The sequence below is a fragment of the Sphingomonas sp. SORGH_AS_0438 genome (assembly GCF_031453475.1).
In the GTDB taxonomy this organism is placed as follows: domain Bacteria; phylum Pseudomonadota; class Alphaproteobacteria; order Sphingomonadales; family Sphingomonadaceae; genus Sphingomonas.
Map to the genome: position 1 here is coordinate 1,946,123 of NZ_JAVIZS010000001.1, position 13,397 is coordinate 1,959,519.

Annotated in this window: 14 protein-coding genes; 5 read left to right on the forward strand and 9 right to left on the reverse strand. The window is 68.6% G+C overall.

The features are described from left to right. Nucleotides 1–9: 9 nt before the first annotated feature. Nucleotides 10–909, forward strand: a complete 900-nt coding sequence (locus QE452_RS08975) for a YegS/Rv2252/BmrU family lipid kinase (protein WP_309658107.1) — start codon at nucleotides 10–12, stop codon at nucleotides 907–909. Between the two features lie 30 nt (nucleotides 910–939). Here the strand turns inward: QE452_RS08975 and QE452_RS08980 are convergent, their stop codons facing one another. From QE452_RS08980 to QE452_RS09000, 5 genes are read right to left on the reverse strand one after another with little or no spacing between them, the layout of a single operon-like run. Next, nucleotides 940–2,379, reverse strand: a complete 1,440-nt coding sequence (locus QE452_RS08980) for an MATE family efflux transporter (protein ID WP_309658106.1) — start codon at nucleotides 2,377–2,379, stop codon at nucleotides 940–942. A gap of 54 nt (nucleotides 2,380–2,433) precedes the next feature. After that, entirely contained in the window at nucleotides 2,434–2,628 is a 195-nt protein-coding gene (locus QE452_RS08985; protein WP_309658105.1) for a hypothetical protein, read from the reverse strand. Then, on the reverse strand, nucleotides 2,625–4,547 hold the full coding sequence (dxs, locus tag QE452_RS08990; protein WP_309658104.1) for a 1-deoxy-D-xylulose-5-phosphate synthase: 1,923 nt from the start codon (nucleotides 4,545–4,547) through the stop codon (nucleotides 2,625–2,627). The genes QE452_RS08985 and dxs overlap by 4 nt, the downstream gene beginning before the upstream one ends. Nucleotides 4,548–4,602: 55 nt before the next feature. Further along, on the reverse strand, nucleotides 4,603–5,073 hold the full coding sequence (locus QE452_RS08995) for a transcriptional repressor (protein WP_309658103.1): 471 nt from the start codon (nucleotides 5,071–5,073) through the stop codon (nucleotides 4,603–4,605). A gap of 57 nt (nucleotides 5,074–5,130) precedes the next feature. Next, nucleotides 5,131–5,532 carry a MerC domain-containing protein gene (locus QE452_RS09000; protein WP_309658102.1) on the reverse strand — a complete coding sequence of 134 codons (402 nt, stop codon included), beginning with the start codon at nucleotides 5,530–5,532 and terminating at the stop codon, nucleotides 5,131–5,133. Nucleotides 5,533–5,670: 138 nt separating this feature from the next. On the opposite strand from QE452_RS09000, the gene QE452_RS09005 reads away from it, so the two are divergent. Continuing rightward, nucleotides 5,671–6,669 (forward strand): aspartate carbamoyltransferase catalytic subunit, encoded by a 999-nt coding sequence (locus QE452_RS09005; protein ID WP_309658101.1) that lies wholly within the window; start codon nucleotides 5,671–5,673, stop codon nucleotides 6,667–6,669. Then, nucleotides 6,666–7,892: a dihydroorotase gene (locus QE452_RS09010; protein ID WP_309729955.1), complete on the forward strand. Its 1,227-nt coding sequence runs from the start codon at nucleotides 6,666–6,668 to the stop codon at nucleotides 7,890–7,892. The genes QE452_RS09005 and QE452_RS09010 overlap by 4 nt, the downstream gene beginning before the upstream one ends. A gap of 222 nt (nucleotides 7,893–8,114) precedes the next feature. Here QE452_RS09010 and QE452_RS09015 read toward each other — a convergent pair whose 3' ends face one another. From QE452_RS09015 to QE452_RS09025, 3 genes are all read right to left on the reverse strand, one after another. Beyond that, on the reverse strand, nucleotides 8,115–8,441 hold the full coding sequence (locus QE452_RS09015; RefSeq protein ID WP_309658099.1) for an HNH endonuclease: 327 nt from the start codon (nucleotides 8,439–8,441) through the stop codon (nucleotides 8,115–8,117). 104 nt (nucleotides 8,442–8,545) lie between these two features. Next, on the reverse strand, nucleotides 8,546–9,175 hold the full coding sequence (locus QE452_RS09020; protein ID WP_309658098.1) for an opacity protein: 630 nt from the start codon (nucleotides 9,173–9,175) through the stop codon (nucleotides 8,546–8,548). 232 nt (nucleotides 9,176–9,407) lie between these two features. Further along, nucleotides 9,408–9,659, reverse strand: coding sequence for a Rho termination factor N-terminal domain-containing protein (locus QE452_RS09025; protein WP_309658097.1), 252 nt, complete (start codon nucleotides 9,657–9,659; stop codon nucleotides 9,408–9,410). A gap of 124 nt (nucleotides 9,660–9,783) precedes the next feature. Here QE452_RS09025 and purF point away from each other — a divergent pair, with 124 nt between their 5' ends. After that, nucleotides 9,784–11,238 (forward strand): amidophosphoribosyltransferase, encoded by a 1,455-nt coding sequence (gene purF / locus QE452_RS09030; RefSeq protein WP_125994018.1) that lies wholly within the window; start codon nucleotides 9,784–9,786, stop codon nucleotides 11,236–11,238. Continuing rightward, entirely contained in the window at nucleotides 11,235–11,960 is a 726-nt protein-coding gene (locus QE452_RS09035) for an SDR family NAD(P)-dependent oxidoreductase (protein ID WP_309658096.1), read from the forward strand. The genes purF and QE452_RS09035 overlap by 4 nt, the downstream gene beginning before the upstream one ends. A gap of 33 nt (nucleotides 11,961–11,993) precedes the next feature. Here the strand turns inward: QE452_RS09035 and QE452_RS09040 are convergent, their stop codons facing one another. Continuing rightward, on the reverse strand, nucleotides 11,994–13,373 hold the full coding sequence (locus QE452_RS09040; RefSeq protein WP_309658095.1) for a deoxyribodipyrimidine photo-lyase: 1,380 nt from the start codon (nucleotides 13,371–13,373) through the stop codon (nucleotides 11,994–11,996). Nucleotides 13,374–13,397: the final 24 nt, after the last annotated feature.

Consider the following 13,397-nt stretch of genomic DNA (forward strand, 5'->3'; position numbering starts at 1 on the left):
TGTATCGATATGCGGGACATCCGCTCGGCGGCCATGGTCGTGAATGCCAAGTCCCGGAAAGGGCAGAAACTTTTCAAGCGGGCATGCAAAGCCATGTCCGGCCTGCCCTATCCGGTCGACGCCCGCGCGGTGGAGGATCCCGATCAATTGGAGGCGGTCGTGCGCGACGTGCTGCGCGCCGATCCCGACCTGGTCATCCTGGGCGGCGGCGACGGTACGATCAGCGGGCTGGTCGACCTGCTGGTCGGGCGCGACGTGGTGCTGGGGGTGCTGCCGCTCGGCACCGCCAACAGCTTCGCGCGCACGCTCGGCATCCCGCTGACGGTCGAGGGCGCGGTGGAGGTGATCCGGACGGGACATCGCCGCCGCATCGACCTGGGCATGATCGACGGCGATTATTTCGCCAATTGCGCGGCGATGGGGATCAGCCCGCAGATCGCGGAAACGGTGCCGCATGGCCTGAAGAAGCTGCTGGGGCGGATCGGATATCTAGGCTGGGCGAGCTATCAGTTCACCCGGTTCAAGCCCTTCACCCTCCACATCGATGACGGCGAGACCAAGCGCAAGATGCGGGTGGTCGAGGTGCGCATCTCCAACGGCCCCTATCATGGCGGCACCTGGCTTGTGGACGAGGCATCGGTCAATTCGGGTGAGATCGTCGTCCAGGCAGTACGCGGCCATTACAAACGCACCTTGGTGCGCAACTGGGCGACCAGCTTCCTGGGCATGAAGGAGCGGCATCACGACACGATCAGCTTCTCCGGCAAGGCGATCCGCATCGACACCGAGCCGCGGCTGCCGATCTCGATCGACGGCGAGCTGCTGGCGGAAACGCCGGTGACCGCGAAGATCGCGGCCGGCGTGATCGAGGTGATGGCGCCGCCAGCGCCGCTGCCGCCTGGGTCGTGAAGACTATGGGTCCGGGCTGAGACCCACACCTCACCCCACCGGCATCGCCTTGCCCGTCGGCTGCCCCTCCGCCAGCGCCGACTCCTCGCATTCGTGCGGCGCGGCCGGCATCCGGGTGCGGCGCCAGCCGCCATGGAGGTAGAAGCCGATCATCATCAGCATCGACCCGACCGAGCCCGCCGGGAAGCTCCACCAGATCGCGTCCGAACCGAGCCGCCCCTCCAGCCCCGTCGCCAGGCCGAGGCGGAGCGGGAACATCGCCACCGCCAGGATCACCAGCGGGCCGATCACCGACCCGTTCGCCCGGACGGTCGCCGACAGCACCATCGACACGCCGAACAGCACGAAGCTCCACCCGGCGATCCAGTTGATCCGGACCGCGATGTCGATCGCGCTCGGATCGCGGCCCAGGAACAGCCACAGCACGTGCCGGTCGAGCAGGGTCAGCAGCACGACCAGCCCACCGGTCAAGGCCAGGTTGGTGAGGATGCCGACACGGGTGATCCGCCCCACCCGGTCCCAGGCGCCGGCCCCGATATTCTGCGCCGCCATCGCGCTCACCGCCGCGCCGACCGCCATCGCCGGCATCTGGACGTAGGTCCAGAGCTGGTTCGCCGCGCCATAGGCCGCCGTGGTCGAGGTGCCGTAGCGGTTGACCAGCCCGATCATCGCCAATGCCGAGGTGGAGACGACCAGCATCTGCAACCCCATCGGCACACCCTTGACCAGGATCGTGCGCAGCAATGCCGGGTCCGGCCGGATATAGCCCAGCTCCGCACCCCGCAGCCGGATCGGCAGGTCGCGGCCGTAGATATAGAGGAGCAGCGCGACCAGAGAGACGCCATTGGCGATCAGCGTCGCGGTCGCCGATCCGCCGATGCCCATGGCGGGGATCGGTCCCACGCCCCGGATCAGCAGCGGGTTGAGCCCGACATCGACCACCGATCCCAGCGCCATGAACTTGAGCGGCGTGATCGAGTCGCCAGTGCCGCGCAACGCCATGGTCAGCAGCACCGTCAGGAAGCCCGGCACCATCGCGATGAAGATGATCCGCAGGTAATCGAGCGCCAGCGGATAGACCTCCGCCGGGGTCGCCAGCAGCCGCAGGATGGCGGGCGCGGCGAGCAGGCCGATGATGACCGTGACGATCGACAGGCCACTGAACAGGCCGAGCGCCGTGCCCAAGGTCCGCCGCACCGTCTCCACGTCGCGCCGGCCCATCGCCTGCCCGATCAGAATCGTCGCCGCCATGCCGAAGCCGAACACGGCGGCGATCAGCAGGAACATGATGATGTTGGCGTTGGTCGTCGCCGCCAATGCCCGCTCGCCCAGAAACTGGCCGATCCAGATAGCGTTGATCGATCCGTTCAGCGACTGGAGGATGCTGGAGCCCAGGGTCGGCAGCGCGAACAGCAGCAACGTCCGCCCGATCGGCCCGGTGGTGAGATCCCGTTGCGGCGGTCGCGCCATCGTTCCTGTTCCCCCTCGGTCGGGCGTTGCGTCAGCGCACAACCCGCCGACGCTCTACCGCGATCCCTCGGGCTCCGACAATCCTCGCCCATCACGGGTGGAATCGCGGGGATCCTGTTCGGCCGACTCCGTCCGCGCCTCCAGCGCGTGCAGCGCCCGGCGCATCCGCCGCCACATCACCACGTTCAGCCAGATCACGCCGGCGAAGACGATGGCGATGATCAGCATCGCCTTGGTCAGGCCGGTCATGCCCGGGCTTCGGCGATCCCCGTGCTGTTGTGGCGCAGCGCGGTCAGCACGGTGGTGACGATCCCCTCCGCATCCAGCCCGGCGGCGGCATATTGCACCTCGGGCTTGTCCTGGTCCTGGAAGGTGTCGGGCAGGCGCATCGTGCGCAGCTTCAGGCCATGGTCGATCAGGCCGGCATCCGAGGCCAGCGTCAGCACATGCGCGCCGAAGCCGCCAACAGCGCCCTCCTCGATCGTCACCGCCACCTCATGGGTCGACAGCAGGCGGCGGATCAGCGCCTCGTCCAGCGGCTTGGCGAAGCGGAGATCGGCGACCGTGGTCGACAGGCCCTTGGCCTCCAGCACCTCCGCGGCCTTCAGCGCCTCGGTCAGGCGGGTGCCGAGCGACAGGATCGCGACGGTCTTGCCCTCGCGCACCACCCGGCCCTTGCCGATCTCCAGCCGCTGCGCCACCTCGGGCAGCGGCACGCCGGTGCCGTTGCCGCGCGGATAGCGGACCGCGATCGGGCTGCTGTCGTGCATCGCGCAGGTGTGCGTCATATGGACCAGCTCCGCCTCGTCGGCGGCGGCCATCACCACCATATTGGGCAGCGTGGCCAGATAGGCGACGTCGAACGACCCGGCATGGGTCGCGCCGTCCGCGCCGACCAGCCCGGCGCGGTCGATCGCGAAGCGGACCGGCAGGTTCTGGATCGCCACGTCGTGCACCACCTGGTCATAGGCGCGCTGGAGGAAGGTGGAATAGATCGCACAGAACGGCCGCATCCCCTGCGCCGCCAGGCCGGCCGCGAAGGTGACGGCATGCTGCTCGGCGATACCGACGTCGAAGCTGCGATCCGGAAACGCCTTGGCGAAGCGGTCGACGCCGGTGCCCGACGGCATGGCGGCGGTGATCGCGACGATGGTCGGGTCGCGCTCGCCCTCCTTGACCAGCTGGTCGCCGAAGACATTCTGATATTGCGGCGGTCCGGGCGGAGCCTTGGCCTGCGCGCCGGTGATCACGTCGAATTTCTGGACGCCGTGATATTTGTCCGCCGCCGCCTCGGCCGGGGCATAGCCCTTGCCCTTCTTGGTGACGACATGGACCAGGATCGGCCCCTCCTCGGCGTCGCGGACATTCTCCAGCACCGGGATCAGATGGTCGAGATTATGGCCGTCGATGGGACCGACATAATAGAAGCCGAGTTCCTCGAACAACGTGCCGCCCATCGTCATGCCGCGCGCGAACTCGTCGGTCTTGCGCGCCGCGGCGTGGATCGGGCGCGGCAGGCGGCGCGCGACTCGCTTCAATATGTCGCGGGCGCCCAGGAACTTCTGGCTCGACACCATACGCGACAGATAGGCCGACAGCCCACCGACCGGCGGCGCGATCGACATGTCGTTGTCGTTCAGGATCACGACCAGCCGGTTGCCCGCCTGTTCGGCGTTGTTCATCGCCTCATAGGCCATGCCCGCCGACATCGAGCCGTCGCCGATCACCGCGATGCCGCGCCCGGGCGTCCCCGCCAGCTTGTTGGCGATCGCGAAGCCCAGGGCCGCCGAGATGGAGGTGGAGGAATGCGCCGCGCCGAACGGGTCGTATTCGCTCTCCGACCGCTTCGTGAAGCCGCTGAGGCCGCCGCCCTGGCGCAAGGTCCGGATGCGGTCGCGCCGCCCGGTCAGGATCTTGTGCGGATAGCATTGGTGGCCGACGTCCCAGACCAGCCGGTCGCGCGGCGTGTCGAAGACATAGTGCAGGGCGGTGGTCAGCTCGACCACGCCCAGGCCGGAGCCGAGATGGCCGCCGGTGGTTCCGACCGCCGAGATCGTCTCGGCGCGCAGTTCGTCGGCAAGCTGGCGAAGCTGTTCGGGCTTGAGCCGGCGCAGCTCTTCGGGCGTGCGGACGGTGTCGAGCAAGGGGGTGGCGGGAAGATCAACCATGTCCGGGGCTTACCCTGTCGGACCGGTGGTGTCGATTGCTACGGCGCGATGACGATCAGGCCGCCGCCTCGCAGGCCGAACACCGGCCACGCAGCTCGATCACCGATCTTTCCGGCTTAAAACCAGAGACTTGCGCCGCATCCCGCAGGCCGCGTGTGATCCGGTCGTCATCCAAGTGAGTCGTTTGCCCACAGGAATCGCACACCAGGAAGATGCAATCATGAAGGCAGCCCGGGTGCGTGTTGGCGACATAGGCATTCGCGCTCTCGACCCGGCGGGCCAGATTGGCGCCGACGAACAGGTCGAGGATGCGATAGACGCTGTTGGCCGCCACCCGCCGCCCCTCGCGCTGCGACACCGCCTCGGCGATGTCATAGGCGGAGGCGGGCTTGTCGAAGCCGGCCAGCACGTCGAACACCGTCGCGCGCATCACCGTCCATTGCTCGCCCGCGTCTTCCAGCGCCGTGCGCGCCGCATCGTTCAGGGCGTCGCCCTCTGGTTCGTGGTGGTGATGCCCGTGCGCCATGGCCGCGAGATAGGGAATGCGGGCCGTTCCAGCAAGCTAGCGCGCGCCGGCCTCCGCCTACCGATGCCGTTCCGGCGTCCCGCAATGCGCGCGTCGGTTGAACTCATGTCCCAGGGCGAGCAACGACACGCCGACGATCGTCCACAGCGCCTCGTGGCTGCCGCTATCGTGCGGCAGCGTCATCGCTCCGGCCATCACGCCCAACCCGAACGCACCGACCGCCGCGGGCATGGCCTGGCCATGGTGCAGGACCCCCTTGCCCAGCGCCACCGCGCCGAGCAGGATCGCCATCGTCAACCCGACCTCATGGATCAACGGATCGAGCAGCATCCCGCCCGCCGTCGACGCCAGAGCCAGCAGCGCGGTGGTGGCGACGCAATGCACGGCGCACAGCCCCGACAGCCCGATCGCGAACCGATCCAGCTTGGGCCACCAGGATGTTTGGGTCGCAGCCGTCATGGTCGCCGCCATATAGCCGCATCCATGGCAGGTTACAACGTCACATGATTGGCTTAACCATCAATATGGCGGCCCTGCCTCGCCACGATCGCGGCGCTGCTTGCCCGACTCGGCCCCGGGCGCTAACCGCCGCAACCGATGTCACGCTCGAACCACCGCCCATCCGCCATGATCGCCGGGGGGGCCGTGTTCCCCCATCGCCACCTGACCGGCATCGAGGGACTGGAGCCGCACGAGATCAGCTTCCTGCTCGACGAGGCCGAGCAATGGGTGGAGGCGACCCGTGGGCACGAACGCGGCGCTGATCGCGGATGGGCGCGGCTCGCCGGCCTCACCCAGATCAACGCCTTTTTCGAGAACAGCACGCGCACGCTGCTGAGCTTCGAGATCGCGGGCAAGCGGCTGGGCGCGGACGTGGTCAACATGCATGCCGCGCAGAGTTCGGTGAAGAAGGGCGAGACGCTGATCGACACCGCGCAGACGCTGAACGCGATGCGCGCCGACGTGCTGGTGATCCGCCATATGAGTTCGGGCGCGGTCAAGCTGATCGCCGACAAGGTCGATTGCGCGGTGCTCAACGCCGGTGACGGCCGGCACGAGCATCCGACCCAGGCGCTGCTCGACGCGCTGACCATCCGCCGCCGGCGCGGGCGGATCGAGGGGCAGCGGGTGGTGATCTGCGGCGACCTGCTGCACAGCCGGGTCGCGCGGTCCAACATCCTGGCGCTGACCGCCCTGGCGGCGGAGGTGCGGGTCTGCGCGCCCTCCACGCTGATGCCCCCGGCGGTCGAGCGGATGGGCGTCACCCGCTTCACCGATTTCGACGCGGCGCTGGACGGGGCGGACGTGGTGATGATGCTGCGCTTGCAGAATGAGCGGATGGACGGCGGCTATGTCCCCTCCCCGCGCGAATTCCGATTGCGCTACGGCCTGACGCCCGAACGGCTGAAGCGGGCCAAGCCGGACGCGCTGGTCATGCATCCCGGCCCGATGAACCGGGGGATCGAGATCGATTCGGTGGTGGCGGACGGTCCGCAATCGGCGATCACGGAGCAGGTGGCGATGGGCGTGGCGGTGCGGATGGCGTGTCTGGATGTCCTCACGCGACGGGCGCGCGGCGTGGAGGGCTGGGCATGAGCCAGGCACAGGCGATCGCCTTCACCAATGCCCGGCTGGTGCTGGCCGACCGGGTCGAACCCGGCGCGCTGCTGGTCCGGGACGGCGTCATCGCCGGCATCGGCACGATCGACCTTCCAGACGGTATCGAGACGGTCGATTGCGGCGGCAGGCTGCTCGCCCCCGGCATCGTCGATTTCGGCGTCTTCGCGGTCGATCGCGAGGCGTGCCGGCGCGGCGGCATCGTCCGCGTCGCGCTGATGCCCGACCAGCGGCCGGTGCTGGACGATCCGGGCGTGGTGCAGCGGGCGGCGCTGGTCGGCCGGCCCGACCTGTGGATTCACCCCATCGCCGCCGCGACGCGCGGCCTGATGGGCCAGGATCTCGCCGAAATGGCCTTCTGCATCGAGGCCGGTGCGCGCGCGGTCGGCACCGGCCGCCGCTGGATCGCCGATTCGGGCGTGATGGCCAAGCTGTTCGCCTATGCCGGCGACCTGGGACTGACCGTCGTCACCCATGCCGAGGATGGCGGGCTGACGCACGGCGCGGTCGCGACCGATGGCGAGACGGCGACGCGGCTCGGCCTGCCCTCCGCCCCCGCCATGGCCGAAGCGCTGGCGGTGGCGCGCGACCTGCTGCTGGCGGAGGAGAGCGGCGCACGGCTCCACCTGCGCCAGGTCACCACCGCCGCCGCGCTCGACCTGGTCCGCGCGGCGAAGCGGCGCGGCGTCGCCGTCACCTGCGGGATCACGCCCGCGCATCTCCACCTGTCGGACATCGCGGTCAGCGACTTCCGCACCTTCGCGCATCTCTCGCCGCCGCTCCGCGACGAGGCCGACCGGCGCGCCTGCCTTGCCGCCATCGCGGATGGCACGATCGACATCCTGTCGTCCGGCCATGATCCGCACGGGCCGGAGGAGAAGCGCCTGCCCTTCGCCGATTCCTCCGCCGGCATGGCGGGGGCGGAGACGCTGCTGCCCTTGGCGCTGATGCTGGTGCGCGACGGCCTATGCACGCTCGACCGGCTGTTCCAGCTGCTCGCGACCAACCCGGCCAAGGCGCTGGGGCTGGACACCGGGCGACTGGCGGTCGACCTGCCTGCCGACCTGCTGCTGTTCGACGACCGTGCGCCGGTGCGGATCACCGGTGACGCCTTCGCCTCGGCCGGCAACACGCCCTTCGATGGCCTGCCGGTCGAGGGCAAGGCGCTACGCCTGTGGAAGGGCGGCAGGGCGCTGTCGTAGAGCCCGGCCTTTCGTCACTGCCGGCGCGGCGAGGCTAGAGCGGTTTCCCGGCAGGTTGGATCATCGGCACGGCGGTGATTTCGGTTCGGGGCAAGGCGCGCGAAGGGAGCGATGCCAAAGCATCGTGACCGACAAGCAACGCCGCCCCGGATCGAAAGCGCCCCGCCGCGAAGCGGTCGCCCGCAGGGCGATGACGGTGGTTCAACCTGCTGGGAAACCGCTCTACCGTCGCGTCCGGACCGGCGCGTGGAAGTCGGCAGGCTTGTCGGCGATCCAGCGCAGGAAGCGCGCGATCGCCGGCTGCGCGCGCAGCACCTCCGGATCGGCATAGAGCCGGGCCAGGTCGGTATTGCCGAAGCTGGCATGGATGGTCCGGTGGCAGATCGGGTGGATCGGCGCGGTGACCCGGCCGCCCTCGCTCTTCGGCACCAGATGATGCCATTCGACGCGGTGGCCCAGCGGCCGGCCGCACAACACGCAATCCGGCGGCGCCGCGTCCTGCCGCTCGGCCAGCGCCGCCGCCTCCGCCAAGCCTGTCCGTCGTTTCACCCGGCCCGTCATCGACCGGATATGGGCCTGGCATCGCGCCGAAAAAAGAAGGGCGGAGGCGACCCGTGTCGCCCCCGCCCCGCTTCTCCAACCGATCGGACCGATCAGAAGTGCGCGATCACACCCGCCATCGGACGGAAGCTCTTGGCGCTGCCGAAGGTCGAGGCCTCGACGCGGAAGCGGATGCCGGCATTGCCGGTGATGCCCGACAGGCCGATGTCCTTGGGGCCGACCTCGGCGCCGACGCCGTAGCTGACGGCGTGGAAGTCCGGGCTGTTGTCACCGAACTTGTCGAAGTTCACCCACTGGTAGCCGACCTTGCCGTAGAACAGGCCGCTGTCACCCGCGCGGAAGCCGAAGCGGCCGGCGACGCCATATTCCCAGTCGATGTCGCCCTTGAAGCCCTTGGTCGCGTTACCCTCGGCGCCGACGAAGACCGGGCCCAGCGGCACGTTCACGCCGACCACGCCCTGCACCAGGCCGCCGTTCAGCTTGCCGGTGCCGATCGGCGTGTTGGGGATGCCGTGGCCGGCCTGGCGGTCGAATTCTTCCCAGCCGCCCATGATGCCGACATAGGGCTCGATGCCGAACGCCTTGGTGCCGTCGGGCGCACGCGGACCGTCGTTCGCGCTGGTGGCGACCGTGTCCTGCGTGACCGTGTCCTGCGCGAAGGCCGGAGCTGCAGCGGTGACGGCCGCAGCGGCGGCGACGGTGGCGAGGAGAAGCTTACGCATAGCTTTGTACCTTGATGTTGAACCTTGGGTGTCGGGCGAGCCCGATCCAGGTCCAGCAGAAGCCACGAACGCCGCCTTTGTTGCAGCGCATCGTTCCCTTCACCGTCGGAAATATCGGCCTGTGACCGATTTGCCACGGTTCCTGTCACCCGGATGAACCAACTGCGGCGACACTGGGGCAAACCGCCGATCCGGCCATAAACTGGCCGCATCCTGACGCATTTCCGCCATTTCAGCCATGGTCGCGGATCGCGGCGACCAGATCGGCCTTCGTCATCCGCGATCGACCGGCGATGCCGATCCGGCGGGCCTGGTCCATCAAGGCGTGCTTGGTGCGATCCTCCAGAGGGACGCTATTGTGCGACAGCGAACCGTTCGCCTTCGCATTGGCGATCCGTGCCGCCTTCTCCGTGGAATTACCTTGCGCGAGCAGTGCCTCGAACAGGGCATCGTCCTTGATCTGCGGACCGTGATCCTTCGCCATGACCGTCCTCCATATCCGGCGGCCACAACAACCGTTTCGAACTTATGCTCCGTCCCGCATGACAAACAGGCGACAAAGCGTTCCGCCCCCCCTATATGCGCAACCGCACGACATGAGCGGGCCGATGCTGACCACCAATCCATTTGACGATGACAAGCTGCGCGAAGAGTGCGGCATCTTTGGCGTTTCGGGCAGCGACAGCGCTGCCGCTCTCACGGCGCTGGGGCTTCATGCCCTCCAGCATCGCGGGCAGGAAGCGGCGGGGATCACCTCCTTCGACGGACTTCACTTCCACACCCATCGCGCGATGGGTCATGTCGCCGGCAATTTCGACCGGGACGATGTGATCCGCGCGCTGCCCGGCGGCACGGCGGCGGGCCATGTCCGCTACTCAACGACCGGCGAGACGGCGCTGCGCAACGTGCAGCCCCTCTATGCCGAGCTTCAGTCGGGTGGCTTCGCCATCGCGCATAACGGCAACATCTCCAATGCGATGAAGCTGCGGCGCGAGCTGGTGCGGCGCGGATCGATCTTCCAGTCGACGTCCGACACGGAGACGATCATCCATCTGGTCGCGACCTCCAACTATCGCACGCTGCTCGACCGCTTCATCGACGCGCTGAAGCAGATCGAGGGCGCCTATTCGCTGGTGGTGATGACGCCGGAGGGCATGATCGCCTGCCGCGATCCGCTTGGCATCCGGCCGCTGGTCATGGGTCGCCTGGACGAGGCGGTGATCTTCGCTTCGGAAACCGTGGCGCTCGACGTCTGCGGCGCGACCTTCGAACGCTCGCTGGAGCCGGGCGAGCTGGTGATCGTCCAGAATGGCGAGATTCGCTCGATCCGCCCGTTCGAGCCGGTGGCGGCGCGCCCCTGCATCTTCGAATGGGTCTATTTCTCGCGGCCCGACTCGATCGCGGGCGACCACAGCATCTATTCGGTGCGCAAGGAGATCGGCGCGCAGCTCGCCGCCGAATCGCCGGTCGATGCCGATCTGATCATCCCCGTCCCCGATTCGGGCGTGCCGGCGGCGATCGGCTATGCCCAGGCCTCGGGCATTCCGTTCGAGCTGGGCATCATTCGCTCGCACTATGTCGGCCGCACCTTCATCCAGCCGGGCGACAAGGTTCGCCATCTGGGCGTCAAGCTGAAGCACAATGCCAATCGCGCGCTGATCGCGGGCAAGCGCGTGGTGCTGGTCGACGACTCGATCGTCCGGGGCACCACTTCGCTCAAGATCGTGCAGATGATGCGCGATGCCGGCGCGGCGGAGGTGCACATGCGTATCGCCAGCCCGCCGACGCGGCATAGCTGCTTCTACGGCGTCGACACGCCGGAGCGCGCCAAGCTGCTGGCGGCGAAGCTCGACCTGGGCGGCATGACCGACTTCATCCATGCCGACAGCCTGGCCTTCGTGTCGATCGACGGCCTGTACAAGGCGTTGGGCGAGGCGAAGCGCGACTCGAAGCCGCGCTATTGCGACGCCTGCTTCACCGGCGATTATCCGACGACGCTGACCGACCAGGACGACACCGCCGATGTCGACCAGTTCGCCATGCTCGCCGAGCGGCTGAATTGAGCGAGAGCGTATCGGCCGACCGTCCGCTCGACGGGCAGCTGGCGCTGGTCACCGGCGCCAGTCGCGGCATCGGCGCGGCGACCGCGCACGAGCTGGCGCGGCTGGGGGCGCATGTCGTCCTCACCGCGCGCTCGGCGGGACCGCTGGAGCAGGTGGAACAGGCGATCTTCGACGCCGGCGGCTCGGCGACGATCGCACCGCTCGACCTGACGCAGACCGATGCGATCGCGCGGCTGGCGATGGCGATCGGCGAGCGCTGGACCTCGCTCGACCTGATGGTGCTGAACGCGGCAACGCTCGGCAGCCTGGCGGCGGTGCCAGCGATCGACCCCAAGGAACTGGCGGCGGTGCTGACCCTGAACGTCAGCGCGCAGGCCGCCCTTCTCACCGCCTTCGACCCGCTGCTGCGTCGTGCCCGGGCGGGCAAGGTGATCGGCCTGACCTCCAGCGTCGGCCGCGCCCCCCGCGCCTATTGGGGTGCCTATGGCGCGTCCAAGGCGGCGTTCGAGACGCTGCTCGGCGCTTATGGCGACGAACTGGCGGAAATCAGCCGGGTCCGCGTCGCCATCGTCGATCCCGGCGCGACCCGCACCAAGATGCGCGAGCGCGCTTATCCGGGCGAGGACCCCGCCTCGGTCAAGCCGCCCGAGACGGTGGCGACGCGGATCGCGGCGCTGGCGGTCGAAGGCTTCGCGGCGGGGCATTTCGAGCGGGTCGGCTGACGCGACCCGCTTGGGAGGGGGATCGCCCCCCTCCTATCGCAAGGTGGCAGACGCCGCGAGCGCCCGTTCCCGCGCTTCGCGATGGCCGATGATCTTGGGCGGATAGGCCTTCGGACGGCACCCGGCCGCTTCGGGATCGTGGATCGCGGAGTCCGACACATCCGCCAGTTCCGGCACCCAGCGGCGGATGTAATCGCCTGCGTCGAACTTTTGCGACTGGGTCAGCGGGGCCATGATCCGGCCGAACATGTTGGCGTCGACCCCGGTGCCCGCCACCCATTGCCAGTTGACGGCATTGTTGCCGTAATCGGCATCGATCAGACAGTCCCAGAACCAGCGCTCGCCCTCGCGCCAGTCGATCAGCAGGTGCTTCACCAGGAAGCTGGCGGTGATCATCCGCACGCGGTTGTGCATCCAGCCGCTGTGCCAGAGCTGGCGCATCCCGGCATCGACGATCGGATAGCCGGTACGGCCACGCTGCCAGGCGCGCAGGTCGGATGTCGCCGCCGACCCCGTCCGCCATGGCAGCGCGTCATATCTCGACCGGCCGTTCTCGGTCGCATAATCGGGCAGCGCCATCACCACGCCGTCGGTGAAATCCCGCCAGGCCAGCTCCTTGCGGAAGCCGGTGACGTCGCCGTCCCGATCGATGGCGTGCCAGACGGTACGCGCCGACACCTCGCCGAAATGCAGATGCGGCGACAGGCGCGTCGTCCCCTCCTCGGCCGGCAGGTTGCGCCGCACGTCATAGCCGGGCAGCAGGTCGGCCAGCTCCCCGACCTTGCGCAGCGCCTCCGCCTCGCCGGGCGTCCAGTCCGCATCGAAGTCGGTCGACCAGTCGGGCGCGGTCGGCCGCAACGCCCATTGCTGCAACGAATCGCCCTTCGGCCACCGGGCGGGTGCGGGGATCGCGTCCGGCGCGGGCCGCGGCTTGGACGGTGGCAGATGCGCCTGCAACGCCTTCCAGAAGGAGGAATAGATCCGGAACGGCGCGCCGCTGCCGGTGCGGACCTCCTCAACCCGGGCCAGGTGATTGCCATCGTGCAGGCATAGCGCATGGCCCAGCTCCGCATCGATCCGCCGCCACCAGGGTTCGTACTGGATGGTGGCATGGATGGTCGTCGCGCCGGTCTCCTTCATCAGCGACCGCAATTCGGATAGCGCATCGCCCCGGCGCAACACCAGCCGGCTGCCCTTCTCCGCCAGGGACTCGCCCAGCCGCTCCAGACTATGGTGCAGCCACCAGCGCTGCGCGCCGCCGATCCGCCATTCGCCCGGCGCATCGTCGTCCAGGATATAGACCGGGACGACCACCCCCTCGTCCACTGCCGCCAGCAACGCCGGATGATCGTGCAGCCGCAAATCCTGTCGGAACCACAGCAGGATGGGCTTGGATGGATCGGTGTCGCTCATCGCCGGACTACGCGCCTGGCCCGT

Coding starts and splice junctions, on each gene's coding strand:
- QE452_RS09010 (WP_309729955.1), top strand. CDS start 6,666: ATGAGCCAGGCACAGGCGATCGCCTTCACCAATGCCCGGCTGGTGCTG.
- QE452_RS09000 (WP_309658102.1), bottom strand. CDS start 5,532: ATGACGGCTGCGACCCAAACATCCTGGTGGCCCAAGCTGGATCGGTTC.
- QE452_RS09040 (WP_309658095.1), bottom strand. CDS start 13,373: ATGAGCGACACCGATCCATCCAAGCCCATCCTGCTGTGGTTCCGACAG.
- QE452_RS08980 (WP_309658106.1), bottom strand. CDS start 2,379: ATGGCGCGACCGCCGCAACGGGATCTCACCACCGGGCCGATCGGGCGG.
- QE452_RS09025 (WP_309658097.1), bottom strand. CDS start 9,659: ATGGCGAAGGATCACGGTCCGCAGATCAAGGACGATGCCCTGTTCGAG.
- QE452_RS08995 (WP_309658103.1), bottom strand. CDS start 5,073: ATGGCGCACGGGCATCACCACCACGAACCAGAGGGCGACGCCCTGAAC.
- QE452_RS09005 (WP_309658101.1), top strand. CDS start 5,671: ATGTCACGCTCGAACCACCGCCCATCCGCCATGATCGCCGGGGGGGCC.
- QE452_RS09020 (WP_309658098.1), bottom strand. CDS start 9,175: ATGCGTAAGCTTCTCCTCGCCACCGTCGCCGCCGCTGCGGCCGTCACC.
- QE452_RS08985 (WP_309658105.1), bottom strand. CDS start 2,628: ATGACCGGCCTGACCAAGGCGATGCTGATCATCGCCATCGTCTTCGCC.
- QE452_RS08975 (WP_309658107.1), top strand. CDS start 10: ATGCGGGACATCCGCTCGGCGGCCATGGTCGTGAATGCCAAGTCCCGG.
- purF (WP_125994018.1), top strand. CDS start 9,784: ATGCTGACCACCAATCCATTTGACGATGACAAGCTGCGCGAAGAGTGC.
- dxs (WP_309658104.1), bottom strand. CDS start 4,547: ATGGTTGATCTTCCCGCCACCCCCTTGCTCGACACCGTCCGCACGCCC.